Genomic DNA, 19,993 nt, shown 5'->3' with positions numbered 1-19,993 from the left:
TACATGCCAAAGCGCACCGACATTAATAGCGTCCTCGTCATCGGTTCCGGCCCGATCGTCATCGGCATCGCAGCGGAGTTCGACTACTCCGGCACCCAGGCCTGCCGCGTGCTGCGCGAGGACGGCATCCGCGTCATCCTCGTGAACTCGAACCCGGCGACGATCATGACCGACCCGGACTTCGCCGACGCGACGTACATCGAGCCGATCACCCCCGAGGCGATCGAGAAGATCATCATCAAGGAGCGTCCCGACGCGATCCTGCCGACGCTCGGCGGCCAGACGGCACTCAACGCGGCGATGCAACTCGACGAGCTCGGCATCCTCGCGAAGCACGGCGTCGAGCTCATCGGCGCGAAGGTCGACGCGATCCGTCGCGGCGAGGACCGCCAGATCTTCAAGGAACTCGTCATCGAGGCGGGCGCCGATGTTGCCCGCTCGCACATCGCACACACCATCGACGAGGCGAAGACGGCCGCGGCCGATCTCGGCTACCCGCTCGTGGTGCGCCCCTCGTTCACGATGGGCGGCCTCGGCTCGGGCTTCGCCCACACCGAGGAGGAGCTCGTGCGCATCGTCGGCGAGGGCCTGCTTGCCTCGCCGACCACCGAGGTGCTGCTCGAGGAGTCGATCCTCGGGTGGAAGGAGTATGAGCTCGAGCTCATGCGCGACAACTTCGACAACACCGTCGTCATCTGCTCGATCGAGAACTTCGACCCGGTCGGCGTGCACACTGGTGACTCGATCACGGTCGCGCCCGCGCTGACCCTCACCGACGTCGAGTTCCAGAACCTCCGCGACATCGGCATCGACATCATCCGTCGCGTCGGCGTCGACACCGGTGGCTGCAACATCCAGTTCGCGATCGACCCCGCGACCGGCCGCATCATCGTCATCGAGATGAACCCGCGAGTCTCGCGCTCGTCGGCGCTCGCCTCGAAGGCCACGGGCTTCCCGATCGCGAAAATCGCCGCGAAGCTCGCGATCGGCTACCGCCTCGACGAGATTCCGAACGACATCACCCGCGTCACGCCGGCGAGCTTCGAACCCACGCTCGACTACGTCGTCGTGAAGGTGCCGCGCTTCAACTTCGAGAAGTTCCCGGCCGCCGACCCGCTGCTCACGACGACCATGAAGTCGGTGGGCGAGGCGATGGCGATTGGCCGCAACTTCACGACGGCGCTGCAGAAGGCGCTGCGCTCGCTCGAGAAGCGCGACTCGTCGTTCACCTGGGCCGACGACCCGCGCAGCGTCGAGGAGCTGCTCGAGAGCATCGCGACGCCGACCGACGGCCGCATCGTCGACCTGCAGATCGCCATGGCGAAGGGCGCGACGCCGCAGCAGATCTTCGACGCGACGAAGATCGACCCCTGGTTCATCGACCAGATCGCGCTCATCAACGAGGTCGCCGACCACGTGCGGCAGGCCGAGGGCCTGGATTCGCCGACGCTCAAGCTCGCGAAGCGTCACGGCTTCTCGGATGCTCAGCTCGCGCAGCTGCGCGAGCTCGGCGAGGGCGAGGTGCGCGCGATCCGCCGCAACGCCGGCGTCGTACCCGTCTACAAGACGGTCGACACCTGCGCGGGCGAGTTCCCGGCGTTCACGCCGTACCACTACTCGAGCTATGACAGCGAGACCGAGGTTTCCTTGAGCGACCGCAAGAAGGTCATCATTCTCGGTTCTGGCCCGAACCGCATCGGTCAGGGCATTGAATTCGACTACTCGTGCGTGCACGCGAGCTTCGCGCTCTCGGACGCCGGGTACGAGACCATCATGGTGAACTGCAACCCCGAGACGGTCTCGACCGACTACGACACTTCCGACCGCCTCTACTTCGAGCCACTCACGCTTGAGGACGTGCTCGAGATCGTTGACGCCGAGCGCGCGAGCGGCGAGCTGCTCGGCGTGATCGTGCAGCTTGGCGGCCAGACGGCCCTCGGCCTGGCGAAGGGCCTCGAGGCCGCGGGCGTGCCGATCCTCGGCACCGACCCCTCGGCGATCGACCTCGCGGAAGAGCGCGGCCTGTTCTCGGAGATCCTCGACAACGCGGGGCTTGCGGCCCCCGCAAATGGCACCGCCGTCGACGCGGCCACCGCGCACGAGGTCGCCGAGTCGATCGGCTACCCGGTACTGCTTCGCCCGAGCTTCGTGCTCGGCGGCCGCGGCATGGAGATCATCTACGACTCGGCGCAGCTCGACGACTACTTCGTGCGCACCGCGAACCAGGTCATCATCTCGAAGTCGCACCCGTTGCTCGTCGACCGATTCCTCGACGACGCCACCGAGATCGACGTCGACGCGCTGTACGACGGCACCGAGCTCTACATCGGCGGCATCATGGAGCACATCGAAGAGGCCGGCATCCACTCGGGCGACTCGGCCTGCACGCTGCCCGCGATCACGCTGTCGAACCGCGTGCTCGAGGAGGTGCGCGACGCGACCCTGAAGATCGCCGAGGGCATCGGCGTCAAGGGCCTGCTCAACGTGCAGTTCGCGATCAGCGCCGGCCGCCTCTACGTCATCGAGGCGAACCCGCGCGCATCCCGCACCGTGCCGTTCGTGTCGAAAGCGCTCGGCGTGCAGCTCGCGAAGGCGGCAAGCCGCGTCATGGTGGGCGACTCGATCGCGCAGCTGCGCGGCGAGGGCATGCTCGCGGCTGAGGGCGACGGCACGATCCAGCCGATGGACGCGCCCGTCGCCGTCAAGGAGGCCGTGCTGCCGTTCAAGCGCTTCCGCACCCGCGACGGCAGCATCGTCGACGCGCTGCTCTCGCCCGAGATGCGCTCGACCGGTGAGGTCATGGGCATCGACAACGACTTCCCGCGCGCCTTTGCGAAAAGCCAGATCGCGGCGTACGGCGGTCTACCCGAATCGGGCAAGCTGTTCGTGTCGGTGAACGACCGCGACAAGCGGTCGATCGTCGCGCCGATCATGCGTCTCGTCGACCTCGGCTACGAGCTCTACGCCACCGAGGGCACGGCCCGCGTGCTCGCGCGTCACGGCGTGCACGCCGAGCTCGTCGGTAAGTTCACCGCCGACGAGCACTCGACGATGCCGACGGAGCGCCCGAACATCGTTGACATGATTCACGCTGGCGAGATCGATATGGTCATCAACACGCCTTCGGGGGGAGCCTCCCGGGGCGACGGTTACGAGATCCGGACCGCCGCGGTCTCGGCCGACCTGCCCATCTTCACCACGATGTCGGAGCTGCAAGCCGCGGTCGCGAGCTTCCAGGCGCTGCGTGACGGCTACGACGTGACCCCGCTGCAGGACTACAACGCACGTAGGAAGGCACTCTCGTGAGCGACACCACCCAGCCGGCCGTGCCGGCATCGACCGGCCCCTCGTTCGGCGAACGCCTCGCCGAGACGATGGATCGCTACGGTCGGCTCTGCGTCGGCATCGACCCGCACACGCACCTGTTGCAGAAGTGGGACCTGCCGGTGAGCGCGGTCGGCGCGCACGAGTTCGGCCTGCGCATCATCGAGAAGCTCGCGGGCCGCGTCGGCATCGTGAAGCCGCAGGTGGCGTTTTACGAGCGCTTCGGCGCGAGCGGCTATCGCGTGCTCGAGGACATCTTCGAGGCGGCGCGCCAGGCCGGCCTGATCGTGATCGCCGACGTGAAGCGCGGCGACGTGGGCACGACGCTCGAGGCATACTCGGAGGCCTGGCTCACGCCGGGCATGCCGCTCGAGGCCGACGCCATGACGATCAACCCGTACCAGGGTTTCGACACATTCCGGAAGCCACTCGAGATGACCGAGCAGTACGGCAAGGGCGTGTTCGTGCTGGCCGCGACATCGAACCCCGAGTCGGCCTCGGTGCAGACCGCCCGCCGCGTCCGCGGATCGCAGGAAGGCCGCTCGGTCGCGGGCGGCATCGCCGCGCGCGCGGCCCTCTGGAACCGCGAGCACTCGGCCGGGCGTTCCAAGGGCTCGGTCGGCGTCGTGCTCGGCGCGACCGTCGACATGCAACTGCTCGATATCGACGTTGACGACCTGGCGACCGAGCCGGACACCCCCATCCTCGCTCCGGGCTTCGGCGCCCAGGGTGCGGCGTTCGAAGACGTCACGAAGATTTTCGGGAAGTCGGCCAAGAATGTCATAGTTACTTCATCGCGCTCGATGCTCGACGGCGGCCTCGCCGGTCTGGATGACGCGATTACCTCGAAACTCGACACCCTGAAGAACGCCTTCGCCGTATGACTCTGACTCCGCCTCCCGTTGACCGCACCGCAGCCTCGAAAGCGGCGGTCGCCGCCCGGCGCGCCCGTGCCGAGGTCAAGAATCGCATCTCGTCGGGCGCCGCGCGCCCCATCGACGTGCTCGATGCCGCGGTCGATCGGGAGCATCCGGCGTCGACGCTGCGGATCACGCAGTTTCTGCGATCGATTCCGCACATCGGCGTGACGAAGACCGAGCGGATTCTCGGCGAGCTGCAGATTGCCCCGGTCAAGCGGCTCGGCGGCCTCGGTCGCAACCAGCGCGAGCGGCTGCGCGACTGGCTCGGCGAATGGGAGCGATCGAGCGGCGCGACCCCGCGCGTCGTCGTGCTCGCGGGGCCCACCGCGGTGGGCAAGGGCACGGTCTCGCGATATATCCGCGAGCACTATCCCGACGTGCACATCTCAGTGTCGGCCACGACCCGAAATCCGCGACCCGGCGAGGTCGAGGGGCGCGACTACTACTTCGTCGACGACGCCGAGTTCGACCGCATGATCGAATCGGGGGAGATGCTCGAGTACGCGACCGTGCACAACTCGTACCGCTACGGCACGCCGGCCGCGCCGATCCGCCGCGAGCTCGAGGCCGCGCATCCGGTCTTGCTGGAAATCGACCTTCAGGGCGCGCGACAGGTGAAAGCTGCGATGCCAGAGGCTAGACTGGTGTTTTTGTTGCCCCCGTCATGGGATGAGCTGGTTCGCCGACTCATCGGACGCGGCACGGAAACGCCCGAGGAGCAGCAGCGCCGGCTCGAGACCGCGAAGGTGGAACTGGCCGCGCAGCACGAGTTTGACGCCCGAGTCGTCAACGAAACCGTTCCGAGGGCCGCCGGCGAAGTCGTCCGTCTCATGGGATTCGACGTTCCCCGAGACGACGCAAGCTGACGCACGAAGCCGACTGAATACAAGGAAGCACCATGATTGACAAGCCCAAGGGCATCATCGACCCGCCGCTCGACGACCTGCTCGAGCGCGTCGACAACAAGTACCAGCTCGTGATCTTCGCCTCGAAGCGCGCTCGTCAGATCAACGACTACTACACCGACCTGCAGGACGGCGCGATCTACGAGAACGTCGGCCCGCTCGTCGACTCGGCCGTCGACGACAAGCCCCTGTCGATCGCCCTGCGCGAGATCAACCAGAACAAGCTCGTCATGCGCGAGCCCCAGGCAGCGCCCGAGATTGTGCTGCCCGGTGACGACGACATCATCGATTTCGGTGACGACGACGTCACCCCCGCCGAGACCGAATAGCCTCAGGCGCACCGCGACGATGACGACAGCGAACGAGCACGACGCCGCCAGCTGGCGCATCGTCGTTGGTGTTTCCGGCGGCATTGCCGCCTACAAGGCCGTTTCGGTCATTCGGCAGCTCGTGCTGCTCGGCCACCACGTCGAGGTGATCGCCACCCCGGCGGCACTCGAGTTTGTCGGCGCGCCGACGTTCGAGGCGATCAGCCGCAACCCCCTGCGCCGCGACGTGTTCGAGAACGTGCACGCGGTGCAGCACGTGGCGGTCGGCCAGCACGCCGACGTCGTGGCGGTCGTGCCCGCGACGGCGAACACGCTCGCGCGCATGGCTGCCGGCCTCGCCGACGACCTGCTGACGAACACGATCCTCGCGACGGGAGCACCCGTCGTCGTCGCGCCGGCGATGCACAGCGAGATGTGGCAGCATCCGGCCACGCAGGCGAACGTGCACCGCCTTGACGAACGCGGGGTCACCATCGTCGGCCCCGAGTCGGGGCGCCTCACCGGCACCGACGAGGGCCCAGGCCGACTCGCCGAGCCCGAAGACATCGTGGCGGCGATTCTCGCCGCTGCCCGCACCGCCGAGCGCGAGCGCGCTGCGGCCCAACAAGGGCGCGACCTCGCGGGCATCCGGATGCTCGTGACGGCCGGCGGCACCCGCGAGGCTATCGACCCGGTCAGGTATCTCGGCAACCGCTCCTCGGGCAAGCAGGGGGTCGCGCTCGCCGCCCGTGCCGCCGCGCGGGGCGCCGAAGTGACGCTCATCGCCGCGAACGTTGAGGTCGCCGTGCCGGACGACGTGCAGCTCGTGCGCATCTCGAGCGCCGAGCAGCTCGCCGCCGCGGCAACCGAGCTCGCGCCGAAGCAAGACGTCATCATCATGGCCGCAGCGGTCGCCGACTTCCGGCCCGATCGCGTCTCGAACGACAAGATCAAGAAGGAGTCGACGGACGACACCCTGACACTCACCTTCACGAAGAACCCAGACATTCTGCGCAACCTCGTCGAGGTACGACCCGAGGGGCAGCTCATCGTCGGCTTCGCCGCCGAGACCGAGGCCGACGACGTCGCCCGGCTCGAACTCGCGCGCGCCAAGGTGAAGCGCAAGGGCAGCGATCTGCTCGTGCTGAACAGGGTCGGCTGGGACCACACCTTCGGCCGCGAGGAGACCGAGATACAGGTGCTCAACCTCGCCGGTGACGTGCTTGCTGAGGACGTCGGCGACAAGCTGTCGGTGGCCGACACTATCCTGGACGTCGTCGTGGCCGAACGCAGCGACGACACCGCGAACTAGCGTTCGCACTTCACACAAGTCCTCCCACGCGGCGCCTGCCGCCGCGCACTCCTAGGGAAAGTGAGCCAATTATGTCCAATCTCCGCCTCTTCACCTCCGAATCGGTCACCGAGGGCCACCCCGACAAGATCTGCGACCAGATCTCCGACCGAATCCTCGACAACCTCCTCGCACAAGACCCCTCGGCGCGCGTCGCCGTCGAGACGCTCGTCACGACCGGTCAGGTGCACGTGGCCGGCGAGGTGCGCACCTCGGGCTACGCCGACATCGCGGGCATCGTGCGCAAGACCATCACCGAGATCGGCTTCACCTCGAGCGACTACGGCTTCGACGGCAACCTCTGCGGCGTCTCGGTGTCGATCGGCGAGCAGTCGATTGAGATCTCGAGCGGCGTCGAGCAGTCGCTCGAACACCGCGAGGGCTCGAGCGACGACGCGATCTCGCTGCTCGGCGCAGGCGACCAGGGCATCATGTTCGGCTACGCGAGCAACGAGACGCCCGACATGCTGCCGCTGCCGATCTGGCTCGCGCACCGCCTCGCAGAGCGACTCACCGAGGTACGCAAGAACGGCGTGCTCGGTCACCTGCGCCCCGACGGTAAGACTCAGGTCACGATCGGCTACGACGACGCGCACCAGCCCCGCAGCGTCGAGACCATCGTCATCTCGACCCAGCACGACGCCGACGTCACGCTCGAGCAGCTCAAGACCGACGTCGTGCGCGAGGTCGTCACGCCCGTGCTTGCGCGCGTGAGCGAACTCGACACCTCGCGCCTGCGCATCCTCATCAACCCTGCCGGCAACTTCGTGCTCGGCGGCCCGGCGGCCGACGCCGGCCTCACCGGCCGCAAGATCATCGTCGACACCTACGGCGGCATGGCCCGCCACGGTGGCGGCGCGTTCAGCGGCAAGGACCCCTCGAAGGTCGACCGCTCGGCCGCGTACGCCATGCGCTGGGTCGCGAAGAACGTCGTCGCGGCGGGCCTCGCCGACCGCGCCGAGTTCCAGGTCGCCTACGCGATCGGCACGGCCGAGCCGGTGGGCCTCTACTGCGAGACGTTCGGCACCGAGAAGGTCTCGAACGAGTCGATTCTCGAGGCCGTGCGCCGGGTCTTCGACCTCCGCCCCGCCGCGATCATCCGCGACCTTGAGCTGCACCGGCCCATCTACGCGAAGACGGCCGCCTACGGCCACTTCGGCCGCGACCTGCCCGAGTTCACGTGGGAGCACACCGACCGCGCCGAGGCGCTGCGCGAGGCCGCCGGCCTCGAATGAGCCACGCCGTCGCTCGGGTCGTGCTCGAGTCGCCGCTGCCGCAGCTCGACCGAGTCTTTGAGTATGAGATCCCGGCCGAGCTGGGCGGGCAGCTCGGCGAAGGGATGCGCGTCAAGGTGCCGCTGCGCACCGGCGGCCGCGTCGTGGGCGGCTACGTAGTCGAGCTCACCGACGAACCCGAGTACACGGGCCGGCTCGCCAAGGTCGACCAGCTCGTGTCGGGCGCGCGAGTGCTGCCACCCGAGCTCGCACGCCTCGCCCGGGCCGTCGCCGACCGGCAGGCCGGCACGATGTCTGATGTGCTGCGCCTCGCGATCCCGGCGCGGTCAGCGCGGCTCGAGGCGCGCTGGCTCGACGACGAAACGGGGGAGCGCGCCGCCCGTGCCGCCGAGGCCACGCCGCCGAGCCTGAGCGCTGCCACCTCGCTCGAAGCGAGCTACGGCCAAGACTTCCTCGACGCGCTGCGCGGCGAGACACCGGTGCGGTGGTCGCTCCGAGTCCCCGTCGGGGTTGCGGGCGTGACCCCGCGTGCGTTGCGCACACTCGTCGAGGCAGCGGCCGAACTCGTGGCGACGGGGCGCTCGGCGATCGTGCTCGTGCCCGACTACCGCGACCTCGACCTCGCGATTGCGGCGGCCGAGGAGCTGCTGCCGGCCGTCGCGGTGCGCCGCTTTGATTCGCGGCTCAAACCCATGCCGCGCTACGAACAGTTTCTGCGCGCGCTCGAGCCGGTGCCGCAGCTCATCATCGGCACCCGAGCGGCCGTGTACGCGCCCGCGCACCGCCTCGGCGGCATCCTCATGTGGGACGACGACGACGAATCGTTCCGCGAGCCGCACGCGCCGTACGCCCACGCCCGCGAGGTGGCGCTCATGCGCGCTCAGCAGCAGGGCTGCTCGGTGATCCTCGCCGGTCACGCACCCTCGCTCGAGGCGACGCGCCTGCTGGCGACCGGGTGGCTGCACGAGGCCCGACCTCTGCGCCCCCAGCGGCCGAAGATCATCCCGGCCGCCGCGACGCTCGGTGACGAGTCGGCGCAGCGCGAGGCGCGCATCCCCTCTTCGGCCTGGCGCGCCGCGCGCGACGGGCTCGACCACGGGCCGGTGCTCGTGCAGGTCGGCCGAGCCGGGTACCGCCCATATCTCGCGTGCGCGAGCTGCCGCACGCCGGCCTCGTGTACGTTCTGCGGCGGCCGGCTGCAGCAGCACGGCCCGGGCAGCGTGCCGTCGTGCGCCGTCTGCGGGCGGCCCCACGCTGACTGGCGGTGCCGCGAGTGCGGCGACGCAAAACTTCGCGCCGGCGGCATCGGCCATCAACGCACCGCGGAGGAGCTCGGCCGCGCGTTCCCCGGCGCCCGCGTCGTGCTCGCCGACGGCGAGGAACGCCTCGTCGCCGTCGACGCGGCGCCGCAGCTCGTCGTGGCGACGCGCGGAGCCGAGCCCGTGCCCGAGGGTGGCTACCAGGCCGTGCTCCTGCTCGACGTCGAGGGTGCGCTCGCCCGAGAGTCGCTCGGCGCGACCGAGGCGGCGATGCGCGCGTGGTCGAACGCGGCGGCGCTCGTCGCCGACGACGGTGCCGTGATTCTCGCCGGGCAGCCGTCGCCGCCGCTCATCGCCCTGCGCGACTGGCAGCAGGCACAGTGGGCGAGCGCCGAACTCGCCGAGCGTCGAGAGCTGCTCTTTCCTCCGGCGGTGCGGGTCGGGGTGATCACCGGCAGCGAGCTCGAGGTCGACGCCGCGGTGCGGCGCCTCACCGACCTCGACGGCATCGAGGTGCAGGTGCTCGGCCCGGTGCCCGACCCCGAACAGCACGACCGATCGCGGGCCGTCATTCGCTTCAGCTACCGCGACGGGGCGAACGTCGCGGCCGCGTTGAAGTCGGAGCTCGTTGCCCAGGCCTCGGCGGGTCGTCGCCGCGCCGGCGGGCGGGGCGCACACGCATCGACGCTGCGCGTGCAGCTCGATGCCCCCGACGTCTTCTAGTCAGTAGCATCGTTTCAGGAGGTTTCATGCGAATCGCATTTGCCGGAACACCGCAGGCCGCGGTGCCGACGCTCGAGGCGCTCGTCGCCGCCGGGCACGACGTCGTCGCCGTGCTCACCCGTGAGGATGCCCCGATCGGGCGCAAGCGCGTGCTCACGCCCTCGCCCGTCGCGGCCCGGGCCGAGGAACTCGGGCTGCACGTCGTGCGGGCGAACCGGGTGACCGACGAGGCCACCGCCGAGCTGCTTGACCGCGGCTTCGACCTCGGAGTGGTCGTGGCCTACGGCGGGATCCTGCGCAGCCCGCTGCTCGACACGCCCCGCCACGGCTGGATCAATCTGCACTTCTCGCAGCTGCCGCTCTGGCGCGGGGCCGCGCCCGTGCAGCGGGCGATCATGGCCGGCGACGCGGCGAGCGGCATCGCGGTGTTCCAGCTCGAGGCCGGCCTCGATACGGGGCCGACGTTCGTGAACCGCTCGGTCGAGATCGGTGCGCACGAAACCGCGGGTGAGTTGCTCGAGCGGCTCGCCGAGCTGGGGGCGCCCGACGTCGTGGCGACGGTCGCCGAGATCGGGGCGGGCACTGCTGAGGCGACACCCCAGAGCGGGCATGCGACCACGGCCGCCAAGCTCACGGTGCGCGACGGATTCGTTGACTGGCAGCGAAGCGCGGCCGAGATCGACGCCCTGGTGCGGGGCGTCACGCCCGAGCCGGGCGCGGCGAGCGAACGCGACGGGCAGCGCATCAAGCTGCTGCGCGGCGCCGTAGCCGAGACCACGCACGCGGCTGGCGCACCCGGCGAGGTGAGCGAGCGCGAGGGCCGCATCGTCGTCGCGGCGGGCGAGGGCAGCTACGAACTGCTTGAGGTGCAGCCCGCCGGCAAGAAGCCGATGTCGGCCGCCGACTGGTGGCGGGGCCAGCGCGGCGCCGCGGTGCGCCTCGGATGAGCCGTTCGCGAACCCCGCGCGAGGTCGCGCTCGACGTGCTCATCGCGGTGATGGAGGACGACGCCTACGCGAACCTGCTGCTGCCGAAGCGGCTCGAGTCGGCCGACCTCCACGGCACCGACGCCGCCTTCGCGACCCAGCTGACGCACGGCACGCTGCGCGCGCTCGGCTTCTACGACTGGATCATCGGCGAGGTGTCGGGCCGCCCGCTGCGCAAGATCGACGCCATCGCCCTCGCCTCCCTCCGACTCGGTGCCCACCAGCTGCTCGACACGCGCGTGGCGACCCACGCGGCGGTCAACGAGACCGTGAGCATCGTGCGTCGGCGCGCGGGCCGCGGCCCGGCGGGCTTCGTGAACGCGAACCTGCGCGGCATCGCCCGGCGCAACCGGGCGGAGTGGCTCGCCGAGATTGACGCGAAGGTGCAGGATGCGCGCGAGCGGCTCGCGATCACGCACGCACATCCGCGGTGGATTGTTGACGCCTTCGCCGCGGCGCTCGAGCGAGAGGGCCGGGCGAGCGAACTCACCGCGCTGCTCGAGGCCGACAACGCGGCGCCGCACGTGCAGCTCGCGGCCTTGCCTGGGCGCTCCGACAGGGCGACGCTCGTGGCTGCGTCCGAGCGGCTTCGCGAGCTACCGGCGGCACCCACGGCGCTCGAACTCGCAGCGGGCGACCCCTCGAGGCTCGATGCCGTGCGGGAGCACCGGGCGCGGGTGCAGGACGCCGGTTCGCAGCTCGTCGCGCTCGCGCTGACCCGGGCCGAGCCGCTCGCCGCGGGGGAGCGGCTGCTCGATCTCTGCGCCGGGCCGGGCGGAAAATCGGCGCTCATCGCGGCCGAGGCGCTCGTCGCCGGGGCCGAATTCTCGGCGAATGAGGTGACGCCGGCCCGCGCCGGGCTCGTGCGTCAGGCGCTCGAGCCGCTCGGGCAGTTCGAGGTCACCGAACTCGACGGCCGCGAGTTCGCCGAGCGAGCGGGTCGCTACGAGCGCATCCTCGTCGACGCGCCGTGCACCGGCCTCGGCGCCCTGCGCCGCCGGCCCGAGGCGCGCTGGCGCAAGGCCGAGCAGGATGTTCGCGACCTCGCCAAGTTGCAGGGCGAACTGCTCGCCGCGGCGCTGCGCGCGACCGTGCCCGACGGGCTGCTCGCGTACGTGACCTGCTCGCCGCATCCGGCCGAGACGACCGAGATCGTGTCGGCCGCAATCGCCTCCGGCGCCGCCACCGCGCTCGACACGCGCGCGATCTGCAGCGAGCTCGCGCCCGAGCTCGACCTCGCCGAGATCCGTGTGGGCGACGGCACAGCGGTGCAGCTCTGGCCACAACGCCACGGCACCGACGCGATGTTCCTCGCGCTGCTGCGCACCCCGAACGAAGAGGAGTCCCCTCGTGACTGACGTCCGCATTAACCCGTCGATCCTTGCCGCCGACTTCGCGAACTTCGCCGGCGAACTCGACCGCATCCGCACCGCCGACGCGGCGCACGTCGACATCATGGACAACCATTTCGTGCCGAACCTCACGTTCGGCCAGCCGATGGTGGAGCGTCTCCAGCAGATCTCGCCGATCCCGCTCGACCTGCACCTCATGATTGAAGACCCTGACCGCTGGGCGCCGCAGTTCGCCGAGCTCGGCGTGTTCTCGGTGACGTTCCATCTCGAGGCCGCGACCGCGCCCGTCACCCTCGCCCGGGCCATCCGTGCGCGGGGCGCGCGGGCCGGAGTCGCGCTGCGACCGGGCACGCCGCTGTCACAGATCGAGGAGCTGCTCGAGCACTTCGATCAGCTGCTGATTATGACGGTCGAGCCGGGCTTCGGCGGGCAGTCGTTCATGCCCGAGACCATGCCGAAGCTGCGCCAGGCTCGCGAGTGGGCCCGAGCCCATGACTCCGAAATCTGGCTGCAGGTCGACGGCGGCATCTCGGCCGACACGATCGAGCTCGCCGCCGAGGCGGGCGCCGACACTTTCGTGGCAGGCTCGGCGGTTTTCCGCGGCGAACCGGCCGACGAAATTGCCCGCCTGCGCGAGCTCGCGAGCGGGCACGTGCACGCCGCCGACACCACGACGCACTAGGGTGGAGCCGTGAAGAGCTTTGAAGACCTGTTTGCCGAATTGAGCGAAAAAGCCGCCACGCGTCCCGAGGGTTCGGGCACGGTTGCGGAGCTGGATCGCGGGGTCCATTTCATCGGCAAGAAGCTCGTCGAAGAGGCCGCCGAAACCTGGATGGCGGCCGAATACGAATCCGACGCCGAGTGCCAGGCGGAGATGTCCCAGCTCATCTATCACCTGCAGGTGATGATGATCGCCAAGGGCTACTCGCTCGAAGACATTTACCAGCACCTCTAGGAGACCCCCACACATGCTTCGCATTGCTGTGCCCAACAAGGGCATGCTCGCGGCAACCGCCAACGAGATGCTCATCGAGGCGGGCTACCGCGGCCGCCGTGGCGACCGCGAACTCGTCGCCTTTGACCCCGTCAACGAGGTCGAATTCTTCTACATCCGGCCGCGCGACATCGCGACCTACGTCGGCGAGGGCGTGCTTGACGCCGGCATCACCGGCCGCGACCTGCTGCTCGACTCCGAGTCGAAGGCGAGCGAGATTCGCGCGCTCGACTTCGGCGGTTCGACCTTCCGCTTCGCCGCGAAGCCCGGCGAGTTCTCGGAGCTCGCCGACCTCAACGGCAAGCGCGTCGCGACGAGCTTCGTCGGTCTGCTCGGCGCCTACTTCGCCAAGCACGGCGTCGACGCCGAGCTCGTGAAGCTCGACGGCGCCGTCGAATCCTCGATCCAGCTCGGCGTCGCCGATGCGGTCGCCGACGTCGTCTCCACGGGTACGACGCTGCGCCAGGCCGGGCTCGAGATCTTCGGCCCCGTCATTCTCGAATCGACGGCGGTGCTCATCTCGACGCCCGCCAAGGTCGAGCACACGCGCACGCTCATCAAGCGGCTCGAGGGCGTCCTCGTCGCGCGCCGGTACTCGATCATGGACTACGACATCCCCGCCGAGAAACTGCAGGCGGCCATGTCGATCACGCCGGGATTCCAGTCGCCGACGGTCTCGCCGCTGCACGACGAGACCTGGTTCGCGGTGCGCTCGCTCGTGCCGAACCGCGAGCTCAACCAGGTGATGGACGAGCTCTCCGACGTTGGCGCCCGCGCGATCCTCGTGACCGCGCTCCAGGCCGCACGGATGTAGCCATGACGAGTTCCATCACCGACTCGCTCGCGGTGCGGGTGATCCCGTGCCTTGACGTGGCCGACGGCCGCGTGGTCAAGGGCGTGAACTTCCGGGGCCTCCGCGACGCGGGCGACCCCGTTGAACTCGCCATTGCCTACGCGCAGCAGGGCGCCGACGAAATCACCTTCCTCGACGTCACCGCGACGAACGAGAACCGGGCGACCACGTTCGACCTCGTCACCCGCACGGCCGAGAACATCTTTATTCCCCTCACCGTCGGGGGCGGCGTGCGCAGCGTAGAGAATGTCACGCAGCTGCTCGCCTCGGGGGCCGACAAGGTCGGCGTGAACTCGGCCGCGATCGCGCGACCGGGCCTGATCGACGAGATCGCCGCGAAGTTTGGGGCGCAGGTGCTCGTGCTCTCGCTCGACATTCGCCGCAGCGACTCGACCGCCTCGGGCTTCGTCGTCACGACGCACGGGGGCCGCACCGACACCGGAATCGACGCGTTTGCCTGGGCGCGCGAGGCCTGCGAGCGCGGGGCTGGCGAGCTCCTCGTCAATTCGATGGACGCCGACGGTACCAAGGAGGGCTTCGACCTCGAGCTGATCGAGCGGATGCGCGAACTTGCGACCGTGCCGGTCATCGCCTCGGGTGGTGCGGGCAAGGTCGACGACTTCGCGCCGGCGGTCGCCGCGGGCGCCGACGCGGTGCTCGCGGCGAGCGTGTTCCACTATGGCGAGATCACGATCCCCGAGGTCAAGCGGGCCCTGCGCGACTCGGGTGCGGTGGTGCGCGATGCCTGAGCGGACCGACCTCACGCCCGAGCAGATCGAGCAGGTTATTGCCCAGGTGCAGTTTGCTGAGAACGGCCTCGTGCCCGCCATCGCCCAGCAGTGGGACACCGGCGAGGTGCTCATGATGGCGTGGATGAATGCGGAGTCGATTCGCCGCACCCTCACCGAGCGACGGGCTGTCTACTGGTCGCGCTCGCGCAACGAGCTCTGGCGCAAGGGCGACACCTCTGGTCACACGCAGGCCGTGAAGTCGTTCGCGGTCGACTGCGATGCCGACACCGTGCTGCTGCGCGTGCACCAGGAGGGGGCCGCCTGCCACCTCGGCACACGCACCTGCTGGGATTCCGACCCGAACGCGGTGCAGTTCTCGTGAGCCCCCGCCTGAGCAAACGGCTGAGCCTCCTCGGCCCAGTCGTGTTCGCGGCGCTCGCGATGATCGCGTGGACGCAGCCGTGGGCGCACCTCGTGCTCGATGTCGAGGGCACCGCGTCTGACATCACCGCCAGCGGCAGCGATGCCTCCCTGCCGGTTATGGCACTATCACTCGCAGCACTCGCCTGCACTGCCGCGATGGCGATGGCGCAGCGCAGCTGGCGCCTCATTCTCTCGATCCTGCTCGTCCTGCTCGGCGCCGGCATTGCGGTCACGGCGAGCCTCGCATACGGCGACCCCGCCGCGGGCCTGCTTGCGCCGGTCGGTGAGGCGACCGCGATCGGCGGCGAGAACGCGATTCGCCAGGTCATTGCGACCGGTGACGTGAGCGGAACGGCGTGGCCGCTCATCGCCGCGATCGGCGGCGTCGGGGTGGCCCTGGCCGGGGCCTTCGCGGCGATGACCTCGGGCACGTGGCCGAGCGGCGGGCGTCGATTCGACCGGGATGCGAGCAGCGAGCAGGAGGCCGACGAGGCGGTCGGTGACACGCGCGTGAGCCAGTGGGACGCGCTCTCGGCGGGTGACGACCCAACCGACGAGGAAACCTCCACTCGCCAGGTAGACTGATCAGGTATCTGGCAGCGACACAAGGAGTCAAGGGATGTCGAACGAGGACGTCGTTTTCTCGAAGTACCACGTCGAAGACGAAGGCAACTCGGTTGCGGGCTGGACGGGCTTCACCCTGATCTGCCTCGGGTTCCTCATTGGAACCGTCGGTCTCTTCCTCGACATCGACATCATTCTCTGGATCGGCGTTGCGCTGATCCCGATCGGTGCGCTCGCCTGGGTGATCATGCAGGCCGCAGGCCTCGGGCCCAAGGAACACCACTAAGCCATGATGCTCGACGACCTTCTTGCGGGGTCGCTCGAGGACGCCGCGCGCCGTCGCGCCGAAGTGCCAACTGCTGAGGTCGAGCGTCTTGCGCTCGCTCAGCCACCCGCGCTCGACGCGGTCGCTGCGCTGTCCCCGCGCGAGACCGTCAACATCATCGCCGAGGTGAAGCGCGCGAGCCCCTCGCGCGGCGCCCTGGCGGGCATCCCCGACCCCGCCGACCTCGCTCGTCGCTACGAGCGCGGGGGAGCCGCGGCCATCAGCGTGCTCACCGAGGAGCGCAAGTTCCTCGGCTCGCTCGAGGACCTCCGCGCCGTGCGCGCGGCCGTCGACATTCCGGTGCTCCGCAAGGAGTTCATCGGCGAGGAGTACCAGCTGCTCGAGGCCCGCGCGGCCGGCGCCGACCTCATCCTGCTTATCGTGGCGAGCCTCGACCAGCCCACGCTCGTGCGCCTCAAGACCTTTGCCGAAGACCTCGGCATGACGGCGCTCATCGAGGCTCACACCCGCGACGAGTTCGATCGCGGGCTCGAAGCCGACGCCAGGGTACTCGGGGTGAACGCGCGCGACCTCAAGACGTTCGAAATGCATCCCGAGCTCTTCGGCGAACTCGCCCCGAGCTACCCCGAGGGCGTCATCAAGGTCGCCGAATCGGCCGTCCTCCGGCCCGAGCACGTGCGCGCCTATCGCGACGCGGGGGCCGACGCCGTGCTCATCGGCGAAGCGCTCGTGACGGGTGACGATCCAGAAACCACTATCAAGGAATACCTACAGGCATAACGTGACTCAGTACCGGAACGCGCAGGGACCATACTTCGGCGAGTTCGGCGGACGCTTCGTCCCCGAAAGCCTCATCGCCGCGCTCGATGAGCTCGACCGTGAGTGGACGGCCGGCAAGAATGATCCAGAGTTCTGGGGCGAGTTTCAACGACTTCTCCGCGACTACGCCGGGCGGCCGTCGCTCCTGACCGAGGCGCCGACGTTCGCGAAGTCGGCGGGCGGGGCGCGCATCCTGCTCAAGCGCGAGGATCTCAACCACACCGGCTCGCACAAGATCAACAATGTGCTCGGCCAGGCCCTGCTGACGAAGCGCCTCGGCAAGACGCGCATCATCGCCGAGACCGGCGCGGGTCAGCACGGCGTGGCCACCGCGACGGCGGCGGCGCTGTTCGGCCTCGACTGCACCATTTACATGGGCAAGGTCGACACCGAGCGGCAGGCCCTCAACGTCGCGCGCATGCGCCTGCTCGGCGCCGAGGTGATCGCGGTGGCCTCGGGCTCGCAGACGCTCAAGGACGCGATCAACGAGGCCTTCCGCGACTGGGTTGCGAACGTCGAGACCACGAACTACATCTTCGGCACGGCGGCCGGGCCCCACCCGTTCCCCGCGCTCGTGCGTGACACACAGCAGGTGATCAGCATTGAGGCGCGCCAGCAGTGCCTCGACCAGACTGGCGCGCTGCCGGATGCCGTGGTCGCCTGCGTGGGCGGCGGCTCGAACGCGATCGGCATGTTCGAGGCCTTCCTCGACGACGAATCGGTCGCGCTGCACGGCATCGAGGCGGCCGGCGAGGGCGAAGACACACCGCGCACCGCTGCCACGATCGGCACCGGCCGCACGGGCGTGCTTCACGGCGCCAAGACGCTGCTCATGCAGGACGATGACGGCCAGACAATCGAGTCACACTCGATCTCGGCCGGCCTCGACTACCCGGGCGTGGGCCCCGCGCACTCGTGGCTCGCCAAGACGGGTCGCGTGACGTACTCGGGCGCAACCGACACCGAGGCGATGGAAGCGATGCGCCTGCTCTCGCGCACCGAGGGCATCATTCCGGCGATCGAGTCGGCGCACGCGCTCGCCGGCGCGATCAAGATCGGGCAGCAGCTTGGCCCGTCGGCGACGATCATCGTGTCGCTCTCTGGCCGCGGCGACAAAGACATGGAGACGGCAATGAACTACTTCGAGCTCAGCGACGCGAGCCGCGTGATCGGAGGCGACAAGTGAGCACGTCGCAGGTCGAGCGGGCCATTGACACCGCCCGCGCCGAGCGCCGCGGTGCCTTCATCGGTTACCTTCCCGCCGGCTTCTCGAACCTCGACGCTTCCGTCGACGCCGCCATCGCGCTGTCGCGCGCGGGCGCCGACGTCATCGAGTTCGGCGTTCCCTACTCCGACCCGGTGATGGACGGCCCCGTGATTCAGGCTGCCTGCCAGCAGGCCCTCGCCTCGGGCTTCCGCGTGAGCGACCTGTTCCGCGCAATCGAGCGCGTGCGCGCCGAGGTCGACACGCCCATCCTCGTGATGAGCTACATCAACCTCATGCTGCAGCACGGCATCGACGCGTTCGCGGCCGACCTCGCTTCGGCGGGCGGCGCGGGCGCGATCACCCCCGACCTGATTCCCGACGAGGCCGACGAGTGGCTCGCGGCGGCGAGCGCGCACGACCTCGACCGGGTGTTCCTCGCGGCGCCGACGTCGAGCGATGAGCGCCTCGAGAAGATCATCGCCTCGTCGCGCGGCTTCGTCTACACCGTCTCGACGATGGGCATCACCGGTGCCCGCGCCGACGTTGACAACGCGGCGCGTGTGCTCGCCGACCGGCTCCACCAGGCGGGCTGCGAGCGCGCCTGCGTCGGCATCGGCATCTCGACCGGCGAGCAGGTCCGCGACGTGCTCAGCTACGCCGAGGGTGCAATCGTCGGCTCGGCGCTCGTGCGCTCGCTCGGCGAGGGCCTCGACTCGCTCACCGAAACCGCACGCTCACTCGCCCAGGGAACGGAGCGCTAGTGCCCGCCCTGACCTCGATTCCATCGCCGCCCGCGCAGTGGGCGAGCTTCTCCATCGGCCCGTTCACGCTGCACGTCTACGCCCTCGTCATCGTGCTCGGCATCGTCTTTGCCGTGTGGTGGACGAACCGGCGCATGACCGCGCGCGGCGGCGAGCCGTGGATCATCATCGACATCGCGGTGCCCGCGGTGATCCTCGGCCTGCTCGGTGCCCGGCTCTACCACGTCGCCACGCACCCGGCCGACTACTTCTACGAGGGCGCCGACTGGTGGCGCGTGTTCGCCATCTGGGAGGGCGGCAACGCCATCATCGGTGGCCTCATCGGCGGCGCGATCGGCGCGTACATCGTCTGCCGCATGCGCGGCATCCGCTTCCTCAGCTTCGCGGATGCGGTGGCGCCGGCGCTACTCGCGGCGCAGGCCATCGGCCGCATCGGCAACTGGTTTAACCACGAGCTGTTTGGCTGGCCGACCGACCTGCCCTGGGGCCTCGAGATTCCGCAGCCGAACGCGGCGATCCCCGAAGGACTGCCCGCCGGTACGCTGTTCCACCCGACCTTCCTCTACGAGATGCTCTGGAACCTCGTCGGCATCGGCGTGATCCTCGTGCTTGAGCGGATGTTCCGGATGCGCTGGGGCAAGACGGTCGCGATCTACTTCATCTGGTACGGCGTTGGCCGCATGATGATCGAGTCGATCCGCGTCGACTACTCCGAGGTCATCCTCGGTCTGCGCTCGAACGTGTTCGGCGCGCTCGTACTCGCGTTGATCGGTGTCGTGCTCTTCATCGTGCAGACGCGCCGATACCGCACCGACGAGAAGTCGATCTACGTCGACGACCATGTCTGGAGCGAAGACGACGACGCCGAGACGCCCGCCGCCGAGGAATCTCCCGTGGCGGTCACGGCCGGCGTCAACGAAGCTGTAACCACCACCGACAAGAATGGCTCCGACGAGTCGAAGTAATCGACTCGTTCTCGCGAACTACGAAGA

20 protein-coding genes are annotated in these 19,993 nt (G+C 69.2%); all 20 read left to right on the top strand.

Annotation, left to right across the window (positions count from 1 at the left end; translation table 11 throughout):
• Positions 1-3 precede the first annotated feature (3 nt).
• The 20 genes from carB to lgt all read left to right on the top strand — a co-directional run bounded on the left by carB (position 4) and on the right by lgt (position 19,966).
• Positions 4-3,306, top strand: a complete 3,303-nt coding sequence (gene carB / locus M3M28_RS06800; protein ID WP_249385767.1) for a carbamoyl-phosphate synthase large subunit — start codon at positions 4-6, stop codon at positions 3,304-3,306.
• A complete protein-coding gene (gene pyrF / locus M3M28_RS06795) occupies positions 3,303-4,208 on the top strand; it encodes an orotidine-5'-phosphate decarboxylase (RefSeq protein WP_249385766.1) in 906 nt (301 codons plus the stop codon). Before carB ends, pyrF begins: the two co-directional genes overlap by 4 nt.
• Positions 4,205-5,110 (top strand): guanylate kinase, encoded by a 906-nt coding sequence (gene gmk, locus M3M28_RS06790; protein WP_249385765.1) that lies wholly within the window; start codon positions 4,205-4,207, stop codon positions 5,108-5,110. Before pyrF ends, gmk begins: the two co-directional genes overlap by 4 nt.
• Before the next feature lie 32 nt (positions 5,111-5,142).
• Complete coding sequence (gene rpoZ, locus M3M28_RS06785; RefSeq protein ID WP_249385764.1) at positions 5,143-5,478, top strand: DNA-directed RNA polymerase subunit omega; 336 nt, start codon at positions 5,143-5,145, stop codon at positions 5,476-5,478.
• Positions 5,479-5,497: 19 nt separating this feature from the next.
• Positions 5,498-6,769: a bifunctional phosphopantothenoylcysteine decarboxylase/phosphopantothenate--cysteine ligase CoaBC gene (coaBC, locus tag M3M28_RS06780; RefSeq protein WP_249385763.1), complete on the top strand. Its 1,272-nt coding sequence runs from the start codon at positions 5,498-5,500 to the stop codon at positions 6,767-6,769.
• A 71-nt stretch (positions 6,770-6,840) separates the two neighbouring features.
• On the top strand, positions 6,841-8,043 hold the full coding sequence (gene metK / locus M3M28_RS06775) for a methionine adenosyltransferase (protein WP_249385762.1): 1,203 nt from the start codon (positions 6,841-6,843) through the stop codon (positions 8,041-8,043).
• A complete protein-coding gene (locus tag M3M28_RS06770) occupies positions 8,040-10,025 on the top strand; it encodes a primosomal protein N' family DNA-binding protein (protein WP_249385761.1) in 1,986 nt (661 codons plus the stop codon). Before metK ends, M3M28_RS06770 begins: the two co-directional genes overlap by 4 nt.
• A 26-nt stretch (positions 10,026-10,051) precedes the next feature.
• Complete coding sequence (fmt, locus tag M3M28_RS06765; protein WP_249385760.1) at positions 10,052-10,972, top strand: methionyl-tRNA formyltransferase; 921 nt, start codon at positions 10,052-10,054, stop codon at positions 10,970-10,972.
• Positions 10,969-12,369, top strand: coding sequence for a transcription antitermination factor NusB (locus tag M3M28_RS06760; RefSeq protein WP_249385759.1), 1,401 nt, complete (start codon positions 10,969-10,971; stop codon positions 12,367-12,369). Before fmt ends, M3M28_RS06760 begins: the two co-directional genes overlap by 4 nt.
• Positions 12,362-13,045: a ribulose-phosphate 3-epimerase gene (gene rpe / locus M3M28_RS06755; RefSeq protein WP_249385758.1), complete on the top strand. Its 684-nt coding sequence runs from the start codon at positions 12,362-12,364 to the stop codon at positions 13,043-13,045. Before M3M28_RS06760 ends, rpe begins: the two co-directional genes overlap by 8 nt.
• Positions 13,046-13,054: 9 nt before the next feature.
• Positions 13,055-13,318: a phosphoribosyl-ATP diphosphatase gene (locus M3M28_RS06750; RefSeq protein ID WP_249385757.1), complete on the top strand. Its 264-nt coding sequence runs from the start codon at positions 13,055-13,057 to the stop codon at positions 13,316-13,318.
• Between the two features lie 13 nt (positions 13,319-13,331).
• A complete protein-coding gene (gene hisG / locus M3M28_RS06745; RefSeq protein ID WP_249385756.1) occupies positions 13,332-14,171 on the top strand; it encodes an ATP phosphoribosyltransferase in 840 nt (279 codons plus the stop codon).
• A 2-nt stretch (positions 14,172-14,173) separates the two neighbouring features.
• Complete coding sequence (hisF, locus tag M3M28_RS06740; RefSeq protein ID WP_249385755.1) at positions 14,174-14,959, top strand: imidazole glycerol phosphate synthase subunit HisF; 786 nt, start codon at positions 14,174-14,176, stop codon at positions 14,957-14,959.
• Positions 14,952-15,323, top strand: coding sequence for a phosphoribosyl-AMP cyclohydrolase (hisI, locus tag M3M28_RS06735; RefSeq protein WP_249385754.1), 372 nt, complete (start codon positions 14,952-14,954; stop codon positions 15,321-15,323). The genes hisF and hisI overlap by 8 nt, the downstream gene beginning before the upstream one ends.
• Complete coding sequence (locus M3M28_RS06730) at positions 15,320-15,949, top strand: Trp biosynthesis-associated membrane protein (RefSeq protein ID WP_249385753.1); 630 nt, start codon at positions 15,320-15,322, stop codon at positions 15,947-15,949. Before hisI ends, M3M28_RS06730 begins: the two co-directional genes overlap by 4 nt.
• Positions 15,950-15,983: 34 nt before the next feature.
• Positions 15,984-16,214: an HGxxPAAW family protein gene (locus tag M3M28_RS06725; protein WP_249385752.1), complete on the top strand. Its 231-nt coding sequence runs from the start codon at positions 15,984-15,986 to the stop codon at positions 16,212-16,214.
• A 6-nt stretch (positions 16,215-16,220) separates the two neighbouring features.
• Positions 16,221-16,994, top strand: coding sequence for an indole-3-glycerol phosphate synthase TrpC (trpC, locus tag M3M28_RS06720; protein WP_249388003.1), 774 nt, complete (start codon positions 16,221-16,223; stop codon positions 16,992-16,994).
• A gap of 1 nt (position 16,995) precedes the next feature.
• The gene (gene trpB / locus M3M28_RS06715) at positions 16,996-18,219 is read left to right on the top strand and encodes a tryptophan synthase subunit beta (protein ID WP_249385751.1); all 1,224 of its coding nucleotides are present in this window, start codon (positions 16,996-16,998) and stop codon (positions 18,217-18,219) included.
• Positions 18,216-19,001, top strand: a complete 786-nt coding sequence (trpA, locus tag M3M28_RS06710; RefSeq protein WP_249385750.1) for a tryptophan synthase subunit alpha — start codon at positions 18,216-18,218, stop codon at positions 18,999-19,001. Before trpB ends, trpA begins: the two co-directional genes overlap by 4 nt.
• Positions 19,001-19,966, top strand: a complete 966-nt coding sequence (lgt, locus tag M3M28_RS06705) for a prolipoprotein diacylglyceryl transferase (protein WP_249385749.1) — start codon at positions 19,001-19,003, stop codon at positions 19,964-19,966. The genes trpA and lgt overlap by 1 nt, the downstream gene beginning before the upstream one ends.
• The last annotated feature ends 27 nt before the right edge of the window (positions 19,967-19,993 follow it).

The sequence above is a fragment of the Gulosibacter sediminis genome (assembly GCF_023370115.1).
Taxonomy (GTDB): domain Bacteria; phylum Actinomycetota; class Actinomycetes; order Actinomycetales; family Microbacteriaceae; genus Gulosibacter; species Gulosibacter sediminis_A.
Note: the sequence above shows the minus strand (reverse complement) of the source record. Positions and strands in the feature narration are given on the sequence as shown.